Here is a 16864-nt window from a genome sequence, read left to right as displayed (position 1 = left end):
AACCTCGGCGGGTCCGTCTGCGTGTATAGACCATGAGCGATTCAATACCTGCAGTCCAGCGAAAGGGTCTTCAAGGCGCCGTGACGAGATCCACCGATCAACGCCTAAACGACTTGTATGTGGCCCACGCCCCTGGGGTCCGCCGCATGGCCTATCTGGCCACGGGGGATGCGCATGAAGCGGAGGATCTCCTGCAGGAGGCGTTCGTACGATTGGGTGGTCGCGTACTCACGTTAAGCGATCCGGAACGCGCGGCAGGTTATCTCTATCGCACCGTCATCAATCTCTCACGCGACCACGGCCGACGGGTCCGTCGCGATCGCGACATCCATAAGCGCCTGACCGGCGATAAACCCGCGCCAGCTCCTGACATCGGCGACCGAGACCAGGTCTGGTCCGCTCTACTGAGCCTGCCGGTGAGACATCGCGCGGTCCTGTTCCTCCGCTACTACATAGATCTGTCTGAGGCTCAAACGGCCGACGTGCTCGGCTGTTCCGTGTCAGCGGTGAAGTCTCTCAACCATCGAGCGAGCGAAACACTCAGGAAGCAGCTTCAAGGAGATGAGGCATGAACGACGATCCCCGCATCCGCGACGCGTTGAAGCGCCGACTGGACGCTGTCGATTCCGGCGCCGCGCTTCCCCCCGAGACACTCCACCGTGCGAAACGCCGTCGCTCAAAGCTCATGGCTGGGGCGAGCCTAGGCATCGTCGCATGCGTCATGTTGGTGTTCGTCGGGTCCCAGGTCATCCAAGACGACCAGCTGAGCGTCGACCTGGCACCCGTCACGACGCCAACTCCCGAGGGATCGTCGCCTCCAGGTGATACGAAACGAGACCGGAACACACCGCCATCCGTCACGGTCAGGTCTTCGGATCAAACCGTCGAGCTCACCGCTTGGAGTTATTGCTTCGGGAACAGGTGTGTCAGTGGCGGTCCTCCGCCCGAGCCGCCGGACGTCGGCTCCCCCGAGGAAGTGTTCGTGGAGTTCCCACTTGATGACTGGTCCTTCGATGCCTTCTTCACTCCCGCCGGCGAGAAATGTGGACGGGTCCAGCAGGTCCCAGTGGAGGACACGGGAGAGGGTCAATTGGTGCTGCGACCAGCGGGATACGCGGGCGCGTACGACGTCACGCTGTTCGGCAAAGGTGACGGAAGCCTCTCGGTCACCTTCCGGTGGACCACGCCCGAAGACGGTTCACTGCCAGAGCCGGAGGCTCGCACAGCGATTCTGGCGGGGAGCGCTCGGAACCCTGACAGCTATGGCATCGAGCTGGCGCTCGACAATCTTGCCGAGACTCCCGAGCAAGCCTCGGCAACAATCACCGTGAAAGCAGCAAGGGGCGAGTCACTGACGTTCGAGGCGGAGCTGGCGCGGTCACGTTGCCGTCCGGAGGGCAGCCTCTACTGGGATGGACCCGACGACATGGGCCGACAAGCCACGCAGCTTGGTGAGGGACCGTTCCGATACAGAGTCGAACTCGTGCTCGACGGCAAGCGCTACGTTGCGAAAGCCACCTGGCCCCACGATGAGATCAGCGGTGACGAGCCGTCGGTCAGACTTGAGTTCAGCCCAGACCTTCCTAGCCTCTAGTAGCGATTAAGAGGGGAGGCAGGATGAGCGCGCCCTACTAGAAACGCGGAGGGCTTCGTCGCAGACGCCAAGAACCAAGAACTAAGAACAGAGTCTCAGGCAGGGAACGCCATCAACCACCCGCCCGCCTTTAAGCGTTCCTGAGTGAAGGGCCTGGTAGGTGTGAGCGGGTATCAAGACAGGCCGGGGCGGGAAGAATAAGGGGGAACCCCGCCGTTGCGGCGGGGTTCCCAAGTACAGCAGAATCTTTCCGAAAACGGGAGTGGTCCAGATTAGATGCCCTACTTGTCGCAGAGGTCAGTGCCCGTGCGTGTAGATCGAGTCCACGAGGTCGAAGTCGTGTTGCCGGGGCGTTTCCTTCAACCTAGTGATGGGACCACTAGCCATGCAGGTACTGGAGTAGAGGTCGTAGTTCGCGTGGTCGAGACCGATCATGTGACCCTCTTCCTCACAGGCGAGCGCTCTGCGGTCCCGGTTCGTGAATGCATCTCGGCCGCAGTCCCCATTGAAGCGGATGAACGACTCATCCGGATTAATGTGGTTGTTGCTTGAGGAGTAAGGTGAGACAACCGCATACCCGCCGCTGTCGAGACAGCCACCATACGGGTACTGACTCGCGCTGATCACCCCTACCCCGACGCAGTGCCCGTAGCTGCCGCTGCAGGTGCCGTACTTGTAGACGACATCGATCTTTGGAGCTTCGTCCCACTTTAGGGCGGCTGCGTAGACCGGCCACTTTGAGTCGGTGTTATCCACGATGGTTACGAACTCTCGGGACAAACTCCCTTGTCCCCAGTGCCGTCCGTCGGAAATTCGATTGGTTGCATACACCGCGTCGATGGCAAGCGCCGACACCGACAGCACCATCAAGATGCCGACTACTGCAAACACGCGACCCCGTTTCAATTCCCTTTCGCCCCCCCTCATGGGTACACCTGTTCTGCGAACTCTGCCGGGGTCATGCCCTCGAACCGCTCGGGCTGCGTTGTTTGAACGAAAATGACAACCTCTTGGCCGTCAGGACCAATACCCTCGAGCGTGGTCGGATCCCCGTCGGCATCGACCCCTGGGGTCAGGCCCTTCAGAAACGCTTTCTCTCGGGCCATGGCGGCATTGTTCGCCTCCTCAGCGGAACCCGGGTCTGGCGCCCCTTCCCCCGAAGAAGACGGGCCGATTTGACCCTCTGCTGTACATGCCACCGTGGGTTTGTAATCGAAGCCGTACTCCGCCAGATGCGCCTCGACCTGATCCGGCGTGGGGCAAAAGTTCACGTAAGGGCCCTTCGGCGGGCGCTCCCCCGGAGAGCCGGACTGCCCGGGCTGCGCGTGCGCGAGCCCAAAGACGCTGGTTAAGCCGAGAGCGGCGGCCACCGCCACCAGCCGAACGTTGATTTTTCTCCAGTTCCCTCCTTGCTACCGCGCCTAAACTGGAGGGCCAACGGTAGTTAAGGTCTAGTATCGAGCACCATGGCTCAAACGGATGGTTCCTTCTGACTCGATCGGACTAGACACGTATGGTTCCTTCTGACTCGATCGGACTAGACACGTATGGTTCCTTCTGACTCGATCGGACTAGACACGTATGGTTCCTTCTGACTCGATCGGACTAGACACGTACAAAACTCCGTGTGTCGCGTCAGCGTGTTGTCGCTGGGCAGCCGGTCACTTGAGGGTGTGCGCTGCGTTCTCGGCGACCGAGCGCCATGCCGTGCAGGGGAAGAACCCGTCGTTGGTCCTGCCACTCGCCGTTGTGGCTGGCGCGGCGGCTGACCGCGACGGTGAAGCCTGCGAGGGCCGCACCGCTCTGGGTGTAGCGAAGCTCGGGATCGTCGGTGATGTTTCCGACTAAAGCGACCTGGTTCATCACTACCTCTCTTCCTGGGCGCTACCTGGCTGCGCCCGAAACCGTTCCGACGCCACCGGAACAAGTCCGCGCCCGGACGACGCAACGCAACCGACGAGGCAGTCGAGCGAGCACTCATGAGCGCGCAGCGTGCGGTTGCGTGGAGGAGTGAGCGGACTACGGTTGCGTCAGCAGGAATGGCTGAGCTTGGCGCGCAGCATCGCTCAGAGAAGAAGGGATGTGAGGGCTAGACGAAACACCTCTCGAACCCGGATCGACACTTCTTAGGTGAGGGCGCTTCTCGAGGAAGCCCGTAACTGCGGGTAGGACCAAGGCGCTAGGCGGAGGGCGTAGGACTCGAACCCACAAGTCCGTTAGGACGACGGTTTTGCAAGGCCGCGCAGCAACTTTCCGAGCGATCCTAATTTCAGCCAATCGCGCCTAGAAAGTCCATCGAGAGTCATCCGAGCCCACGGGTCAACCCGATCTCTCCCCATCCATTTCGGAGAGGGAATGTCAACAGAATGTCAGTTGGGACGGAGAGTCTGTGCCGATAGCGGGCGAGGGGCGCCCTGCCAAACCTCACTGATTGGTCCTAATTTCACGGAGTCGACGTTCGACGCGGTCGACCTCGCTTAGAACGATTCCGCCCTGCCGATCAGTGTCACGTATCTCTCGCGCCAAGTCGCGGAGACGCTTGCGAAGGTCATCCGCATCTCGAGGGTCACCCTTGTTCTCTTTTTCCCGTTCGTCAGTCACGAAGTTCCTCCGGCTTCTTCATGAGGTGGAGAGGTCACCTCGTCAAGCAGGGTCAACAATTCATCTCGTTGCTTCTTGACGCGATCGTGTTGGTCTCGCAAATCCTTAAGTGCCAGTTCTGCATCCTTCGCATCATCCGCGGTCAATCCACTCGCTGAGAACCCCTTTATCCACCGACCTGCCACCATGAGGGCGGGGATGCTTACCACCGTGAACAAGCCCAGCATCAGGAGTGCCAAGCGCAAGAAACCGAGCGTAGTCCTGTCGGCGATTATCACGTCCCAGACGGAGGCATCGGCTTGAATATCGGAGGGGGCGAATACCCACCTGCCTGCCACGGCGAGCGCGATCGCTGCCGCCCCGGCGAGGAAGGCCGCCCCAAGCTCTACTTGCTTTCGAGTGGGTTTCGACATGACTCCACATTACCGAGGACCCCACAGACTTTGATATTGGCCCACTCGAAGAGGGTCTCGACATAGGCAACGTCCGGACGAGTCCTGGGGAGGTCGCGACTGAAACCCCGTCGGGAAACCAGACATGTCCACATCCACCCGTCTGTCGAGCGCACACGACTCAAGGGCGGCGCCTGACTTCAGAAGTTCCGCGCCGACGATCGCACCGGCAAGAGCTGACACGAACGGGGCGGAAATGGCGAAAGTCTCTTGTCCAAGCGAGACGTTGGCCTGCGCGTACAAGCGGAGTCTCGCCGCGTCTTGTATGCGGCCACCCATCAGCTCAGAAGCGTCACCTTGTCCCACGCGACCGAGGTCAATCATGATGGCCAAGTCGGCAGATCCTAGAGTCGCTCCAGCCAGCAACTCCGCCACTCGAGCAGGTGGAAGACCTGTCAGCCGCGCGTACATGGCTTCCTCGTTCACCTGGTCTCCCAAATCGACGTAGGGGCAGTAAACACACGCCAGACCGTCTGAAAAGCCGTGGAGACTGACGTGAAACTGCAAGGCATCCACACCGATATTTAGCGTTCGGCGAGCCAGGGCGTCGGCGATATCCCGACGAGCTGAGACCGTGTCAACGGCGGATACCGCCAGTCGCGTGGCCTCTTCCTGTGTGTGGATGTGCTCGGCCGCAGACCGACAAACTCCCACGAAGGATAGGTACGGCGTCGAATGTCGCTGAAGCCACCCGACCTTTGTTCCTGATTCCGAAGGTCTGATCCAGAGCGGATAGCGGAGACGATTGCGGGATTTGAGTGAGTCAGCATCCACAAAGGTCACACTTCCGGACGCGTTGCTGAGGATCAGGCAATAGGCGATTGAAGAACCAACTGAGCCTGCTCCGTAACATGTCGCACTGACAGGACCGCGGGGGTTCTGGTGGGGCACTATCGAAAGCGTGTAATCGATGAGGTTCCACTCCAAGACGTCGCCACCCCCCAGGTGCGTACCAGGGATCGGTACGACCCTCCTAAAGAGCTCCCCTGCTGCTAGAGCGCTCGAAGCGACAACCGCCGGACCTTCTCCATGCAGAGTCTGGTGAGGTCTCCCACTAAGGCGCATATTCCAAGCGTCGGCCGAGACGTAAAGGTCCGCGTTGGGACCACCTAAGCCAACATCAACCGTGAGTCGCCTCTTGGATGGCGATGAGCCGAACTCGGGGAGCGCACGCGTGAACTTCAACGCCATCTCATCCACAAAGGTGCTTGAAGAGGCCGGCGCTTCCAGCTCCACTCGCACTCGAGGAGTCAGTCGGGAAATCAGGTTAGCGATACTTAGACCCAGAACCCCATGATGTCGGGATGTACGAATAGCAATTTCGGTGCGATCGAGGTCAGCAACAAGAGCGGGGAGGTTTCCCGACTCGCCGGCGATCTTTGATACGAGTTCGACACGTGGGTCATTCATGAACCAAGACCTGACTCTCTACTTCCGCGGACGAGAGTTCGACCCATTCGTCTCCTCTGCGCACGTAGATCGCGCATACTCCGATCCCACGGCGCAAACCAAGGCCGAAATAGGGAACAACGATCGACCACGCCCCCTGAGCCGTAAGGCCAGGGTTGGCATCGTCAACGTCGGAATGAAACGCTTCACCGGGGTGGGAGTGGATCCTCGCGACGTATCGCTCGTCCTTCTCAAGCGCAGCGACGAGATCGAGCTTGCCCTGAGCAGTCACTTCGACTGAACACCCAAGCCCGGTTCGTGCGATCTGATGAGGCACGATGAGACGCGTGCCACGCGCGTCTTCTCCCTCGACTCGCCCAGCCACCATTGCCGTGGCTTCGCAACCGTGTGCACCGGCGGCCTCGAATATCTGCGCCGCGTCACTCAAGACTGCGCGATTCAAATGCAGCCTCATGCAAGAACACCTGCCTTCTGCAATAGCTTGTGGATAGCCTGAGGAATTCGAAAGCGGGTCCGATATCGATCCCAACTGTCATCAATATGCGATGGGTGAGAGTGGTACTCGGCAACCCCCTGGATGCAGACGAAAGGTCTGTTCGTTAGCGGATGAATACTGTGGGGGACTCCTGGTGTCCACTGTTCCATGGGGAGTTCAGCGAGAGAAATGGGGTGAACCATGGAAACCGACGGAGGTTGCGTGTCGTAATTCCAACAGTCGAGACGGAAGACTCCGGGTCTTCCCCCGCGACCACGATCGAAGCTGACATAGACGTTCGTGCCGTCACGCCAGACTTCGATCTTGCCCGGCACCCCTTCCAGTTGGGCTTTGGCAAGCTCAACCTCTTTCTCAAGAACCTTCAGTGTGAGCGATAGCCGCATCTAGCCGTCGACCTGTGGTCCCCTCGCCATGAGTGCCAAGGTTGCGCCAGGAACAACGCCGGCCTTCTCCAAGGAAGCATCGTCCGCGAGCTCTATTGCTCTGCCCTCGACGACCAAGGCAAGGCTGTAATCACCAGCAGACATCACCCCAGCCTCAACGAAGTGGCGGACCGCACGCTTCACGACTACTTGAACCTTCTGATTTAGCTGGAAATCCGAAGTCTCCCAAGGCGTTCCATTGGTTGCCCGGATCGTGATGAGGATCTTGTTACTCATCTCAGCTCCTTGCTTTCGAGGACACTCCTGTCTACAATTGCAGACAGCATCGCATCGATTCCCGGAGGTGTCAAGTATTGCAGACGAACTCGTCTTCAAACGCAACAGAGCAGCTTGCTGCTCGCATACGGACCGCCCGGGAGGAGTTCGGGTGGAGCCTGGCGGACCTCGCGAAACGGACAGGTCTGTCTCGCGCGTACCTGAGCGCTCTTGAGCTCGGGCGGAGCAAGCGACCCGGGGCCGACACAGTCCGAAAGCTCGAGGACGTCTTGGGCCCACTTGGGTCTCGTGAACACGATCTGCCCTCTGACGTACCAGATGGGCTTCAACAGCTCGCGGAAGAGCGGAATCTGCCTCAGGCAGAGGTGCTGAAGCTCGCGAGCTTGAGAATTCGCGGCACTCAGCCTCAAAGCGCTGCCCGATGGAGGTTTATCTACGACGCCATCCTGGCCAGCGAAAACATGGATTCTTCTTCAGCAGAATGAGCCTGATCACGGCCCCGTTTAGCGCTTATCCTGTCAGCGCACTGCCCTATCGGCTCTCGGCAGGGAGGGGTATGGCCGCTGAGGAGGACAAGCGGGACAGCATTGCGCCGGAGTTGACAGAGGTCGAGGAACTTAAGTTCGATGATCCCTTCGAACTAATGTCTCCCGAAGAGCGTAAGAAGATGCGCAAGGACCTCCAAACAATCTCCGAAGCGCGTCGACGCGCTGAGTCAAGTGGTGGGAATCTCAGACTGAGCTAGCTCGACTCCATCTTCACGGAGGGCCTACGCCCCCACTTTGATATGGATCGGGACCGCACCGCGAAGGTCCTCGAGACTCTCCGTCCGTCAATGAAACCCAGACCGCACCTGGGACGTGCACGGCAAGGGCCTGGGGATGATCATCACTAGACGTGGAATCGATCACGGCCTCTCCAACGACACACGGTTCGCCCCTCTCTCGACGGGCTCGGTCAACCAACTCAACAACCCATACATACCTTGAGAACCGCGCCAGCCGAAGTTCCCGCAGGACGACCTCATCGACGCGACCTTCTAGTTCGCGTTTGAAGATATTCGCCGGCCGCGCGTAGGTCCGTAAGGCGAATCGCTTCGTCGCTAACAACTCGAAGACCTCGGCGGCATCTGGGATGCCCTTTCGAACATGCTGAGCCATCTCTAGCAGCGCCCTCCCACCCGCAATCTCGGCATTCTCGGGGGACATCCACAACTTCTCGGGAAGGGGAACTATTAGTTTCTCCCAGGGACCAAGCACGTCTCCCGTCCCCGGATCGACGTCTTTGGTTACGTCATTGATGCGCAAATAAGGTCCGCGCTGATCATCGTGTCGCAAGAATGTGATCCAGTCCCGTTGTCCGGCACGTCTTTCTCTTTCATAGCCACATAGAACGAACGTGTGGTTCTTCGTAGCCACAAGCACGGGATAGCCGGAGTTCAGATACCGACAGGAGATTCTTATTAGACGGGTATCCCATGTGCCGGGATGGGGTGGAGGGTCTCCGGCCGGCGGTTGAGGATCGGGATCGGTCCACGGTACATCCGGGGTTTCGGGCAAGTCGTGGACGCTGTAAACCTTGCAAGGTAGATCGAACTGGCGAAATAGCTCCACAAGCTGTCGGTCAGTCAATCCTTCCGACGGTAGTGGACGGCCCATCCCAAGCGCGGGCTCTGCAAGCAAGCTGAAATCTGCCATCGTTCGCCGTGCAACATCACCTCGCAGATAACCCATGTAGTGACACATCCACGCCGCGGCATGCGCGCAACGACCTAACCTCGTGTCTTGCTGAACAAAGGGAACGGCCCTAACAGACAAGTCTTGTCCGAACAGATTTGCGGTCGCCTTGACCTCGGTACGCGTAGCTCCTTCGAGACCTGGCGGTGGCCGCAGCAGAGTTCGGCATACAGGACCTAGCTCAGATGGCCTAATGACCATGAAGCCCAGGTACTCGATGTCGTGGGGGAGGGACCAGATCTGCTGTTTCGCCAAGGGTATCGAGAAGAAGTGAAGGCGGTGAGCACTGTCCGGGATGAACTCGAAGGTACGGGAGTAGAAAGCGGAGTACTCGCTCCTATAATCGAGATCCATGTAACGGGTTTCGATAACAACACTCGTTGCACCGGCCGCGCGAGCGACGTCAAGGCATCGCTTCAACGGGATGTTTTGGTCGAGCTCGCCCGCGTACCGATCGAAAAGGTTCTCCCACCCCTTGTCGTCGAACAGCAGAAGAAGTTCGGCTGGATCCGGTTCCTCCCAAGTTCGGAAGTTCATTGGCATCAGGAGAAGGTTTCAACTAGCCTGTTAATGCCTCGGCTTTGCCCAACGCAGGTCCTACGGCTCCTCGCCTGGATACCAGCCGGAGACAAGCCAGATCGCCGCCAAAGACCCCACCAGCGCCACCCACCACAGCTCGTCGTAGCGCTCCTGGACCGCGGACCCCGACTTCGCCCGCGCGGCCACGACTTCGTCCACCTGCGCCTGGTAAAGGATCTTTTGTAGGGCGACCTCGGACCCAGCGACCACGTCAATCGCCGGCCAGTCGGTCGACGCGCTCGTTCCTGGAATGGGTTCAGTGCCCAATCGGACAAAAGGCGCTGGGAGCAAGATCACCGCGAGTCCCAGCGAGATTACCGCCGCGCGCAGCCAGCGGCGGCGCTCGCCCACTATGGCCGATGCCCACTGGACGAAGGTGTTCGTGAAACGCTGGGAACGACTTTTGCCTTCGGCCGCCTTGACATCCTCATCCCCGTCGTCGGGCCCAGGAAGATACGCAAGATAGACAACCGCCAACGCGATAGAAAGTCCCAACAGAACGGCCGGGAGCATCGCCTTCGGCGGCAGCGGCCTCTCGGTGGCTGAGTACGAGGCCGCGATCACAGCGGTGTAGATAGTGACGATTACGCCAGCGGCCTTCTCCACGAACTCGGCTGAGGCTCGAGCCCTGTCTATCGCTCCCTGCGCCACTGACAGAACGGCCTTGTAGTACTCGGTCTCCACCACCAGGTCCGCGTCGAACTCGGCCTTGTTCTCAGCGATCTCTTCCTCGGTCCTCTTCGTTCGGACCGACAACCATTCCGGAAGCAACTTCTCCGCGAGCGATCCAGCCGCCGTCACGTCCGCGTCGCCAGGCCACCCGTGGCGGTCCGATTCCTTGAACGGCCACGCTTGGGTGACACGAGGATCAGTCATCGGAGTTCTCATCTGGGCGGTCGACGCGCAAAGGGGGTCTCAGCGGAGTTTTCGGTCCGGGGCGCTCGGCAGGATGAGGGTCGCGCCCCGGAGGATCGTGGTACCAGTGGCCGTCTATCAACTTGAACTCCGAGTCAGGGAACGACGTCCTCTCCTCGATGCACCGTCTCATTCCTGTCCGCCTCCTTCTCCGCTCCCCCTGAGCGGCGTTGCCGAACCTCTCCCCCAGCGGTAGCCCGCCCGGCCCCGCCTGCAGCCGGGCGAGCTAGATCCCGCTAGCTGCCTAGCCGCACCAGGGCCGCAAGATCGTGCAGACGGGGTCCTCCCCCGCCCCCGCGGGTGTGGCCATGAGCGAGACCAACCCGAGGGCCAGCGCAATGACTCGAGCGCGCATCGATTCACCTCCCTTCGAATCTATACCGATGGGTAGAGAGTAGTTATGAGCTATGTCAACAACGGGCTAGGTACGCTTGCAGACATGGCAAGAACGACATCGCAGTTGGATCCAGAGGCGGTTGGAGAACGGATCAAGCAACTTCGCCTCGGGCGCGGGCTGTCTCAGGAGGCGCTTGCCGTCCCTCGCTACACCGCCGCTTACATCAGCCACCTCGAGAAGGGCAAGCGGACCGCCTCGGAGGAGGCTCTCGAGCACATCGCGCGGAGGCTCGATGTCCCGACCGACCAGCTCATAACAGGACGGGACCCCAAACGCGACCTCCAGCTCCAGCTGGACGTTGACCGCGCCCTAGCCCAGAGCCACTCTGGAGAGATCGCCCCGCTGGCAGAGGAGCTTGACAGGTTGCGCAAGCGGGCGCGGAGACAGCGCCTGCCGCGTCTCGAAGCGGCCGCACATGAGGGACTCGGATTGCTCGCGAAGAGAACGGCTGACTGGACCCAAGCGAGAGAGCACTTCGTCGCGGCAGAGGAACTACTCGCCGACGAGCCGCCGGAGGTTCGGACGTCGGTCGTGACGGGGCGTGCTTGGACCTACTTCATGATGAACGACCTCGCCGCGTCGATCCGGCTCCTCGAGCTCCATCTGATCGAGCTATGCAAAGGTGACGCTCCAGATCCGAGCGCGCTGTTGCAGACGTACTCCTATCTCATCGGCCCGTGTTTCGAGGCGGGCCTGAAGAAACGCGCCGCGGAGGCCGCCGACGAAGCGGCTCGACTCGAGACCCGCGTCCAAGACCCCGAACATGTCGCGTGCATGAACATCAACCGGGCTCAGATCCTGCTGGAGCAGGGGCGTCGGGACGAGGCGATCCGTGCTCTGGGCAGAGCCGAAGAGCTCTTCAAGCAGATCGGGTGGCGCGATTCCGCTGCCAAAGCAGCCGTCGCTCAGGCGACTGCAGCAGTAGAAGAGGACGATCTCGAAGCGGCCGAAGCGAGAGCCAAGCACGCGTTGTCGGAGCTGGAGGTGAGCCCCAGCGCTCTGGACAAAGCGCGCGTCCTGAACCTACTCGGGCGGATCCAGCGCAAGCGAGGGCATCCCGATCGTGCACTGGGTCACCTGAACGAGGCGTTGGCTCTCCTCGAAGCGAGCGACTCGATGGAACGCGCTTGGGCGCTGCGCGAAGCGGGTTTGTGTCACCTCGACCTGAACGATCCGGAAGCGGCCGAACCTTTGCTGCGCCAGGCGTTGACCATGTACACCAAAGGAAAGGCGCGGGACGCGATCGCAACAGCCAGCGCGTACCTCGGGGACGCTCTCATGGAGCTGGGGCGTCATCAAGAAGCTGCCAGCATCTACCGAAGCGGACTCGCAAAGGTCGAAGACCTGGCGGTCTAGTAGTCCAGCACGCGAACGCCAAGGTCTCTGCCACCGCGGGGAGCCGTCGCCTGAAAGCGCGACCTGAGTCACACACGGAGCTTGTAAACTGATTTAACTCATTTTGTTAAGCTCCGGCCCCCAGGAGGACGTCGATGCCCAACCAAGACCCCAGTGCACCGGCGCCGATCCCACCGCTGCACGGGCAGAAGATCCTGCGTGGCAGCGAACGGGTCTCGCTGTCGCCCATCCATGAGGGAGTCTTCGGCCGCATGTTCAGGCGGCTATCTCCGATGCCGGAGCTTCCGCTAGACGTTCTCAAGGCTCTTGCGGAACAGATGGTCGGCGAGGACCCCGCACCAGGAGGCTGGGGTACGAATCCGACCCCGACCGATCAGGACAACCCAGACCTCCCGGCCGGCTACACGTACTTTGGACAGTTCCTGGATCACGACATCACGTTCGACCCCGTCACGAGTGCACAGAGGGTCAACGATCGCGACGCTCTTCGGAACTTTCGCTCACCGGCGCTCGACCTGGACTCCGTATACGGCTCAGGTCCGATCGACGAGCCGTTCCAGTACGTGCCGGATACCCACGGGATGCAGATGCTCGTGGAGACCAACAGCAGGGGCGTTGAGGACCTGCCTCGAAACTCGCATCAGACGGCGCTGCTCGGCGACCCCCGTAACGACGAGAACACGATCATCGGTCAGCTCCATCTTGCTTTCCTGCGGCTGCACAACAAGATCGCGGCGGAAGTGATGCAGGACCCGTCGGTCCCGGCTGACGCCAAGTTCGAGGAAGCCCAACTGCGGGTGCGGTGGCACTACCAATGGGCCGTGGTTCATGACTTCGTGCCACGAATCATCGGTCCGGATCTATTCGAGAAACTCGTCGAACGCGGCGGGCCCGAGGGCAGGATCGACAACTTCATCCGTCGCCACTACGAACCCAGGAACAACCCCTACATGCCGATCGAGTTCTCGGGAGCGGCTTACAGGTTCGGGCACAGCATGATCCGCGGCGTCTACGACCTGAACGGAGATGCCACAGGCGTTCCACTGTTCACTCCGGGTCCCCTGCAGAACGAACTCCAGGATCTGCGCGGGCGGCGAGAGCTTCCGGCGCCCTGGACTGTGGACTGGTCTCTGTTCTTCGCCGCCGGTGCCGCGCAACCAAGCCGCCTCATCAACACGAAACTTGTTCGCGCACTTGCTCAGATTCCAGGAGGAGACTCGTTAGCGCTTCTCAACCTTGTGAAAGGCCAGCTCTTGAAGCTTCCCTCAGGTCAGGATGTCGCGCGCGCGATGAGCGAGGAGGTTCTGCGAAGCGATGAGCTCGAGGGCGCACCCGACCCGACGCCACTGTGGTTCTACATCCTCAAGGAAGCGGAGAAACGGGCGGACGGCCGTCATCTCGGAGCGGTGGGGGGTCGCATCGTTGGTGAAGTGCTGCTCGGCCTGATCGAGCTTGACAAGCAGAGCTGGTTGAACGCAAGGCCTACCTGGGATCCCACTGTCCCCGACGCTGATGGGGACGGCATCGTCGGCATCCATGACCTCCTGACATTCGCCCGCGCCTGAGGTGCGTCAACCAGACACGTGCGCATCGTGAAGCATCGCTGTCGGAGTGAGTTGAACATGAAGCGGTTCGATGAGTGCGACGACGAGGCGGTCGCCAAGGGCTGTCAGCTCACCGGCTGGTGGGACTTCCCGGGTGGGGGTTATAAGCACTGGATCAACAAGGGCCGCCAGCGGATACGGATCGAAAAGACCGCGAAGGAGAACGGTGACGCCCGCATCGAGCGACACATCGACGTAGCAGCCGACGTTGCCGACCAAGGCTGGCGACCCGGCATCCTTCGACATGGCGGACCTCCTTCGGGTGGCCGTGCCGAACCAATGCACGCGCTTCTGACCCGCGCGCCAACCGATTAGGTACGGCTGACTCACGTGGGACGCATCAACCCCAGCGGCAAGAAGCTCTCGCTCTACGACTTCAACATCCACAAGATGGAGGATCGTTGGGAGGGGTGGGTCGACTACATCAAGAGGGGGGCCCTGCTGAAGCCCGACATCGTCTTGATCCAGGACTTCGCCGATCGCCGCCAGCGCGAGCTCTTCCTCGAAACCCTACGAAAGCAGCTCGGCGGCACCTGGGACGGTCGCGGCTACGCGGAAAGCTGGCATCCGGCGGTGGTGTGGCGGAAGGAGCGCTTCGAGAGAGCGAGGCATCGCGCTTGGCGAGGCTTCGGAGGACCGGGTTGCGCCGCCGACTCGGACGGTTCTCCCGCCGTGCAGGTGCGGCTGTTCGATCGACTCGCCAAGCGGTGGGTCACATGCGCGAGTTTCAAGACCGAGCCGAAAGCGCCGCCTACGCGTCCGTTGTCGAACTTCACCAAGGCCAACACGGCGATGCTCGAACCCAGCTGGTCGGGTGATCTCATGATCATGGGCAGCGACGCTAACGAGTCCGATCGCACGGGCCGTGGCTGGTCATCGTGGTACTCCGGGGTCAACGTTCGGCTGGCCCGTGGGGCGCAGAATCTCGGCTACTGCGATCCAGTCTTCGAAGTCTGCGACGGGGACCCGAAGCTTCTGAAGAAGCACGTCACGCGGGAGGGTGGCAACAGGATCGACTACCTCCTCGTGAAGAGGCGGACAGGTCCAGTGACGGTCGAACAGGCGGGGACGTTGCCTGCAGGAGACGACGCAGGTAGGTGGTCGGATCACCTGTCGATCCATGCGGTCGTCGCTTACTGATGGCACGCCTCGGAGCAAGACTCGACAGCCGAGCGAGGAGGTGTTCCCCGTGACCCGAGAGGGAGATCTCAAGCGCAGGATCGCGGATGAGGCGGGGGCGCCGGGGAGGCGTGTCTTGGTGGCCCTCGAAGATCCAGGCGCGGCCGGCAGGCTCGCCCGGGAGTTCAGCAACGCGCGCATCGCCCCCAGCCTCGCCTTCTCCTGCGCCGAGGTGATCGACCAGGTGCGAAACGAGACCTACGCCCTCGTGCTGCTAGGCGCCTGTTTCGCTCATGACAAAGATTCAGGATGCCTCGAAGAGGTACGAGCCGCGTCGGGCGCCCCCGTCCTGGCTCTGGGCGATGTCGACGAGGACGACTATGGCGTCGTCGACCTAGCTCTCGATCCGCAGCAGCCACCTAGCCAGATCGTGGAGAGAGGAACGGCGCTGGTGGAGATGGCTCGCCCGGTGCCACTCCCGTATCCCATCCGGTGGGGGTCGCTGAAGTTAGACACGCGGACTCATCTCGCGAGGTGGAACTCGTCACCGCTTCACCTCACCGAGTCCCAGTTCAAGATCATGGAGATCTTGATACTGGCCGCCGGCGCGGTCGTGACCACCGAGCAACTCTGCCGCAGGGTTTGGGGAGAATCCAGCGTGGGCGAGTTCGGTGCCCTCAAATCGCACGTAAGACGTATCAGGCAGCTGATCGAGGACGATCCGTCGACGCCGAAGTTCCTGGTGCGCGTGCGCGGTCGCGGGTTCCGCCTCGCGGACGCCAGCGCCGAGGCGCTAGACACCTAGGGGTCGCAAACAGGTTCGAGCCGTTTCTCGTACGGCCCCGGGCTCCGCCGCTGTTCCGCTCCCTCGTGGCCGAACCCGTTCTGGACCTGAACTGGACCCGTTCTGGACCTGAACTGGACCCGTTCTGGACTCGACTCTCCCACTGCTCCCGTTGTCTCCTGCCGTAGCACTACGCATTTCTGCGTAGTCATCCCATCTCCGCCATGTGGCGGAACGCGGAAAGGGCGGGGAACCTATGGGTGGAAGGCGCATCGGCGCGCTGATTGTCGCGGTGGCTTTGGTATTCGGTGTGGTGGCGTTTGACCAGTCAACCTCCTTGGCGCAGGGAACTGGATCGAACCTCGTGCATGAGGTGACGCCGACCGATCCTGCAAAGGACGGGCAGATCCGTCTCGAGGACGTTTCCGGATTCGATCCCTCGGGTGGGGATGCGATCTTCGAACCCGGAACGCCGGCAGAAGAGCGTTTCACCTATTCGGGAACAGACGGAATCGACCGGCTGGTGGGTATCGTGCGGACGAATCCCGTGAGTCACCCAAGCGGGAGCTTCGTGGAAGCGCTTCCGGAGGCTGGATCTTCGCCCTCGCCGAATGCCGAGCCGACACCGTCTAGTGAACCCACCCCTACCGGGCTGAACTCTGTCGAACCGTCGCCGTCTGCTGAACCCTCGCCGGCTGATCAAAGCACGCTCTCTGGAGAGACCGCGCCCGTCGGGGACACCCCGCCGTCTGGAGACACCACGCCGTCCGCTGACGCCCCACCGTCTGACGGATCCACGGATTCTGGCGAAGCGGCTCTTACGGACCACGCTGGCACGCTCGAGGTCACAACCATCGGGGAGACCGGGACGACGACGTCTGCAGCCGCGATCCCGGACCCTTGCGAGCTCATCGGCGAATGTCAGATCCCGGAGCCTTGCTCGCTCATCGGTGAATGCCAGATCCCGGACCCGTGCGTGATACTCGATAGCGGTTGCGACGTGCCGCCGATCGAAGACCCCGTCACCTGCGACAACTACTCGACCTGGGACTGCGTGCCGCCGGTGGACGACCCGCTCACCTGCGACGACTACGACGGGCTCGCGAAGTGCCTGCCTGCGGTGGACGACCCCGTCACCTGCGACAACTACTCGACCTGGGAC

The 16864-nt window shown here is 61.3% G+C and carries 17 protein-coding genes and 1 pseudogene; 11 read left to right on the top strand and 7 right to left on the bottom strand.

All coding sequences use genetic code 11. From position 1 onward, the window contains the following. The first annotated feature begins 146 nt into the window (after positions 1-146). Both M3N53_13130 and M3N53_13125 read left to right on the top strand, forming a co-directional pair. Positions 147-572 carry a SigE family RNA polymerase sigma factor gene (locus tag M3N53_13130; protein ID MDP9069271.1) on the top strand — a complete coding sequence of 142 codons (426 nt, stop codon included), beginning with the start codon at positions 147-149 and terminating at the stop codon, positions 570-572. Continuing rightward, on the top strand, positions 569-1594 hold the full coding sequence (locus M3N53_13125) for a hypothetical protein (GenBank protein ID MDP9069270.1): 1026 nt from the start codon (positions 569-571) through the stop codon (positions 1592-1594). The genes M3N53_13130 and M3N53_13125 overlap by 4 nt, the downstream gene beginning before the upstream one ends. A gap of 297 nt (positions 1595-1891) precedes the next feature. On the opposite strand, the gene M3N53_13120 is transcribed toward M3N53_13125, so the two are convergent. The 4 genes and pseudogenes from M3N53_13120 to M3N53_13105 all read right to left on the bottom strand — a co-directional run bounded on the left by M3N53_13120 (position 1892) and on the right by M3N53_13105 (position 4608). After that, complete coding sequence (locus M3N53_13120; protein MDP9069269.1) at positions 1892-2485, bottom strand: hypothetical protein; 594 nt, start codon at positions 2483-2485, stop codon at positions 1892-1894. A gap of 32 nt (positions 2486-2517) precedes the next feature. Then, complete coding sequence (locus M3N53_13115; protein MDP9069268.1) at positions 2518-2970, bottom strand: hypothetical protein; 453 nt, start codon at positions 2968-2970, stop codon at positions 2518-2520. A 385-nt stretch (positions 2971-3355) separates the two neighbouring features. Continuing rightward, positions 3356-3460, bottom strand: a pseudogene (locus tag M3N53_13110) (single-stranded DNA-binding protein). A gap of 731 nt (positions 3461-4191) precedes the next feature. After that, positions 4192-4608 (bottom strand): hypothetical protein, encoded by a 417-nt coding sequence (locus M3N53_13105; GenBank protein MDP9069267.1) that lies wholly within the window; start codon positions 4606-4608, stop codon positions 4192-4194. Positions 4609-6055: 1447 nt separating this feature from the next. Between M3N53_13105 and M3N53_13100 the strand changes: the two genes are divergently transcribed. Beyond that, a complete protein-coding gene (locus tag M3N53_13100) occupies positions 6056-6337 on the top strand; it encodes a hypothetical protein (GenBank protein ID MDP9069266.1) in 282 nt (93 codons plus the stop codon). A 599-nt stretch (positions 6338-6936) separates the two neighbouring features. Here M3N53_13100 and M3N53_13095 read toward each other — a convergent pair. Then, positions 6937-7212, bottom strand: coding sequence for a hypothetical protein (locus M3N53_13095; GenBank protein ID MDP9069265.1), 276 nt, complete (start codon positions 7210-7212; stop codon positions 6937-6939). Positions 7213-7289: 77 nt separating this feature from the next. Between M3N53_13095 and M3N53_13090 the strand changes: the two genes are divergently transcribed. Both M3N53_13090 and M3N53_13085 read left to right on the top strand, forming a co-directional pair. Next, positions 7290-7697 (top strand): helix-turn-helix domain-containing protein, encoded by a 408-nt coding sequence (locus M3N53_13090; protein ID MDP9069264.1) that lies wholly within the window; start codon positions 7290-7292, stop codon positions 7695-7697. Then, on the top strand, positions 7694-7957 hold the full coding sequence (locus M3N53_13085) for a hypothetical protein (protein MDP9069263.1): 264 nt from the start codon (positions 7694-7696) through the stop codon (positions 7955-7957). Before M3N53_13090 ends, M3N53_13085 begins: the two co-directional genes overlap by 4 nt. A gap of 13 nt (positions 7958-7970) precedes the next feature. Here the strand turns inward: M3N53_13085 and M3N53_13080 are convergent, their stop codons facing one another. Both M3N53_13080 and M3N53_13075 read right to left on the bottom strand, forming a co-directional pair. Next, positions 7971-9491: a hypothetical protein gene (locus M3N53_13080; protein MDP9069262.1), complete on the bottom strand. Its 1521-nt coding sequence runs from the start codon at positions 9489-9491 to the stop codon at positions 7971-7973. A 54-nt stretch (positions 9492-9545) separates the two neighbouring features. After that, positions 9546-10403 (bottom strand): hypothetical protein, encoded by an 858-nt coding sequence (locus tag M3N53_13075; protein MDP9069261.1) that lies wholly within the window; start codon positions 10401-10403, stop codon positions 9546-9548. Between the two features lie 478 nt (positions 10404-10881). Between M3N53_13075 and M3N53_13070 the strand changes: the two genes are divergently transcribed. The 6 genes from M3N53_13070 to M3N53_13045 all read left to right on the top strand — a co-directional run. Continuing rightward, a complete protein-coding gene (locus M3N53_13070) occupies positions 10882-12195 on the top strand; it encodes a helix-turn-helix transcriptional regulator (GenBank protein ID MDP9069260.1) in 1314 nt (437 codons plus the stop codon). Positions 12196-12329: 134 nt separating this feature from the next. After that, entirely contained in the window at positions 12330-13760 is a 1431-nt protein-coding gene (locus M3N53_13065; protein MDP9069259.1) for a heme peroxidase family protein, read from the top strand. Positions 13761-13817: 57 nt separating this feature from the next. After that, positions 13818-14114 (top strand): hypothetical protein, encoded by a 297-nt coding sequence (locus M3N53_13060; protein MDP9069258.1) that lies wholly within the window; start codon positions 13818-13820, stop codon positions 14112-14114. Between the two features lie 15 nt (positions 14115-14129). Further along, the gene (locus tag M3N53_13055; GenBank protein ID MDP9069257.1) at positions 14130-14939 is read left to right on the top strand and encodes a hypothetical protein; all 810 of its coding nucleotides are present in this window, start codon (positions 14130-14132) and stop codon (positions 14937-14939) included. A 49-nt stretch (positions 14940-14988) separates the two neighbouring features. Then, positions 14989-15723: a winged helix-turn-helix domain-containing protein gene (locus M3N53_13050; GenBank protein MDP9069256.1), complete on the top strand. Its 735-nt coding sequence runs from the start codon at positions 14989-14991 to the stop codon at positions 15721-15723. A gap of 235 nt (positions 15724-15958) precedes the next feature. Beyond that, positions 15959-16864, top strand: a 906-nt coding sequence (locus tag M3N53_13045) for a hypothetical protein (protein ID MDP9069255.1), incomplete at its 3' end; no start/stop codon positions are given.

This window comes from Actinomycetota bacterium, from assembly GCA_030776625.1.
In the GTDB taxonomy this organism is placed as follows: domain Bacteria; phylum Actinomycetota; class CADDZG01; order CADDZG01; family WHSQ01; genus MB1-2.
This window is presented reverse-complemented; position numbering and strand designations above follow the sequence as displayed.

Bases quoted from the DNA above. Each gene is read 5' to 3' on its own strand.
- M3N53_13075 (MDP9069261.1), bottom strand. From the start codon at position 10,403: ATGACTGATCCTCGTGTCACCCAAGCGTGGCCGTTCAAGGAATCGGAC.
- M3N53_13080 (MDP9069262.1), bottom strand. From the start codon at position 9,491: ATGCCAATGAACTTCCGAACTTGGGAGGAACCGGATCCAGCCGAACTT.
- M3N53_13060 (MDP9069258.1), top strand. From the start codon at position 13,818: ATGAAGCGGTTCGATGAGTGCGACGACGAGGCGGTCGCCAAGGGCTGT.
- M3N53_13085 (MDP9069263.1), top strand. From the start codon at position 7,694: ATGAGCCTGATCACGGCCCCGTTTAGCGCTTATCCTGTCAGCGCACTG.
- M3N53_13095 (MDP9069265.1), bottom strand. From the start codon at position 7,212: ATGAGTAACAAGATCCTCATCACGATCCGGGCAACCAATGGAACGCCT.
- M3N53_13065 (MDP9069259.1), top strand. From the start codon at position 12,330: ATGCCCAACCAAGACCCCAGTGCACCGGCGCCGATCCCACCGCTGCAC.
- M3N53_13100 (MDP9069266.1), top strand. From the start codon at position 6,056: ATGAACCAAGACCTGACTCTCTACTTCCGCGGACGAGAGTTCGACCCA.
- M3N53_13125 (MDP9069270.1), top strand. From the start codon at position 569: ATGAACGACGATCCCCGCATCCGCGACGCGTTGAAGCGCCGACTGGAC.
- M3N53_13070 (MDP9069260.1), top strand. From the start codon at position 10,882: ATGGCAAGAACGACATCGCAGTTGGATCCAGAGGCGGTTGGAGAACGG.
- M3N53_13105 (MDP9069267.1), bottom strand. From the start codon at position 4,608: ATGTCGAAACCCACTCGAAAGCAAGTAGAGCTTGGGGCGGCCTTCCTC.
- M3N53_13130 (MDP9069271.1), top strand. From the start codon at position 147: ATGGCCTATCTGGCCACGGGGGATGCGCATGAAGCGGAGGATCTCCTG.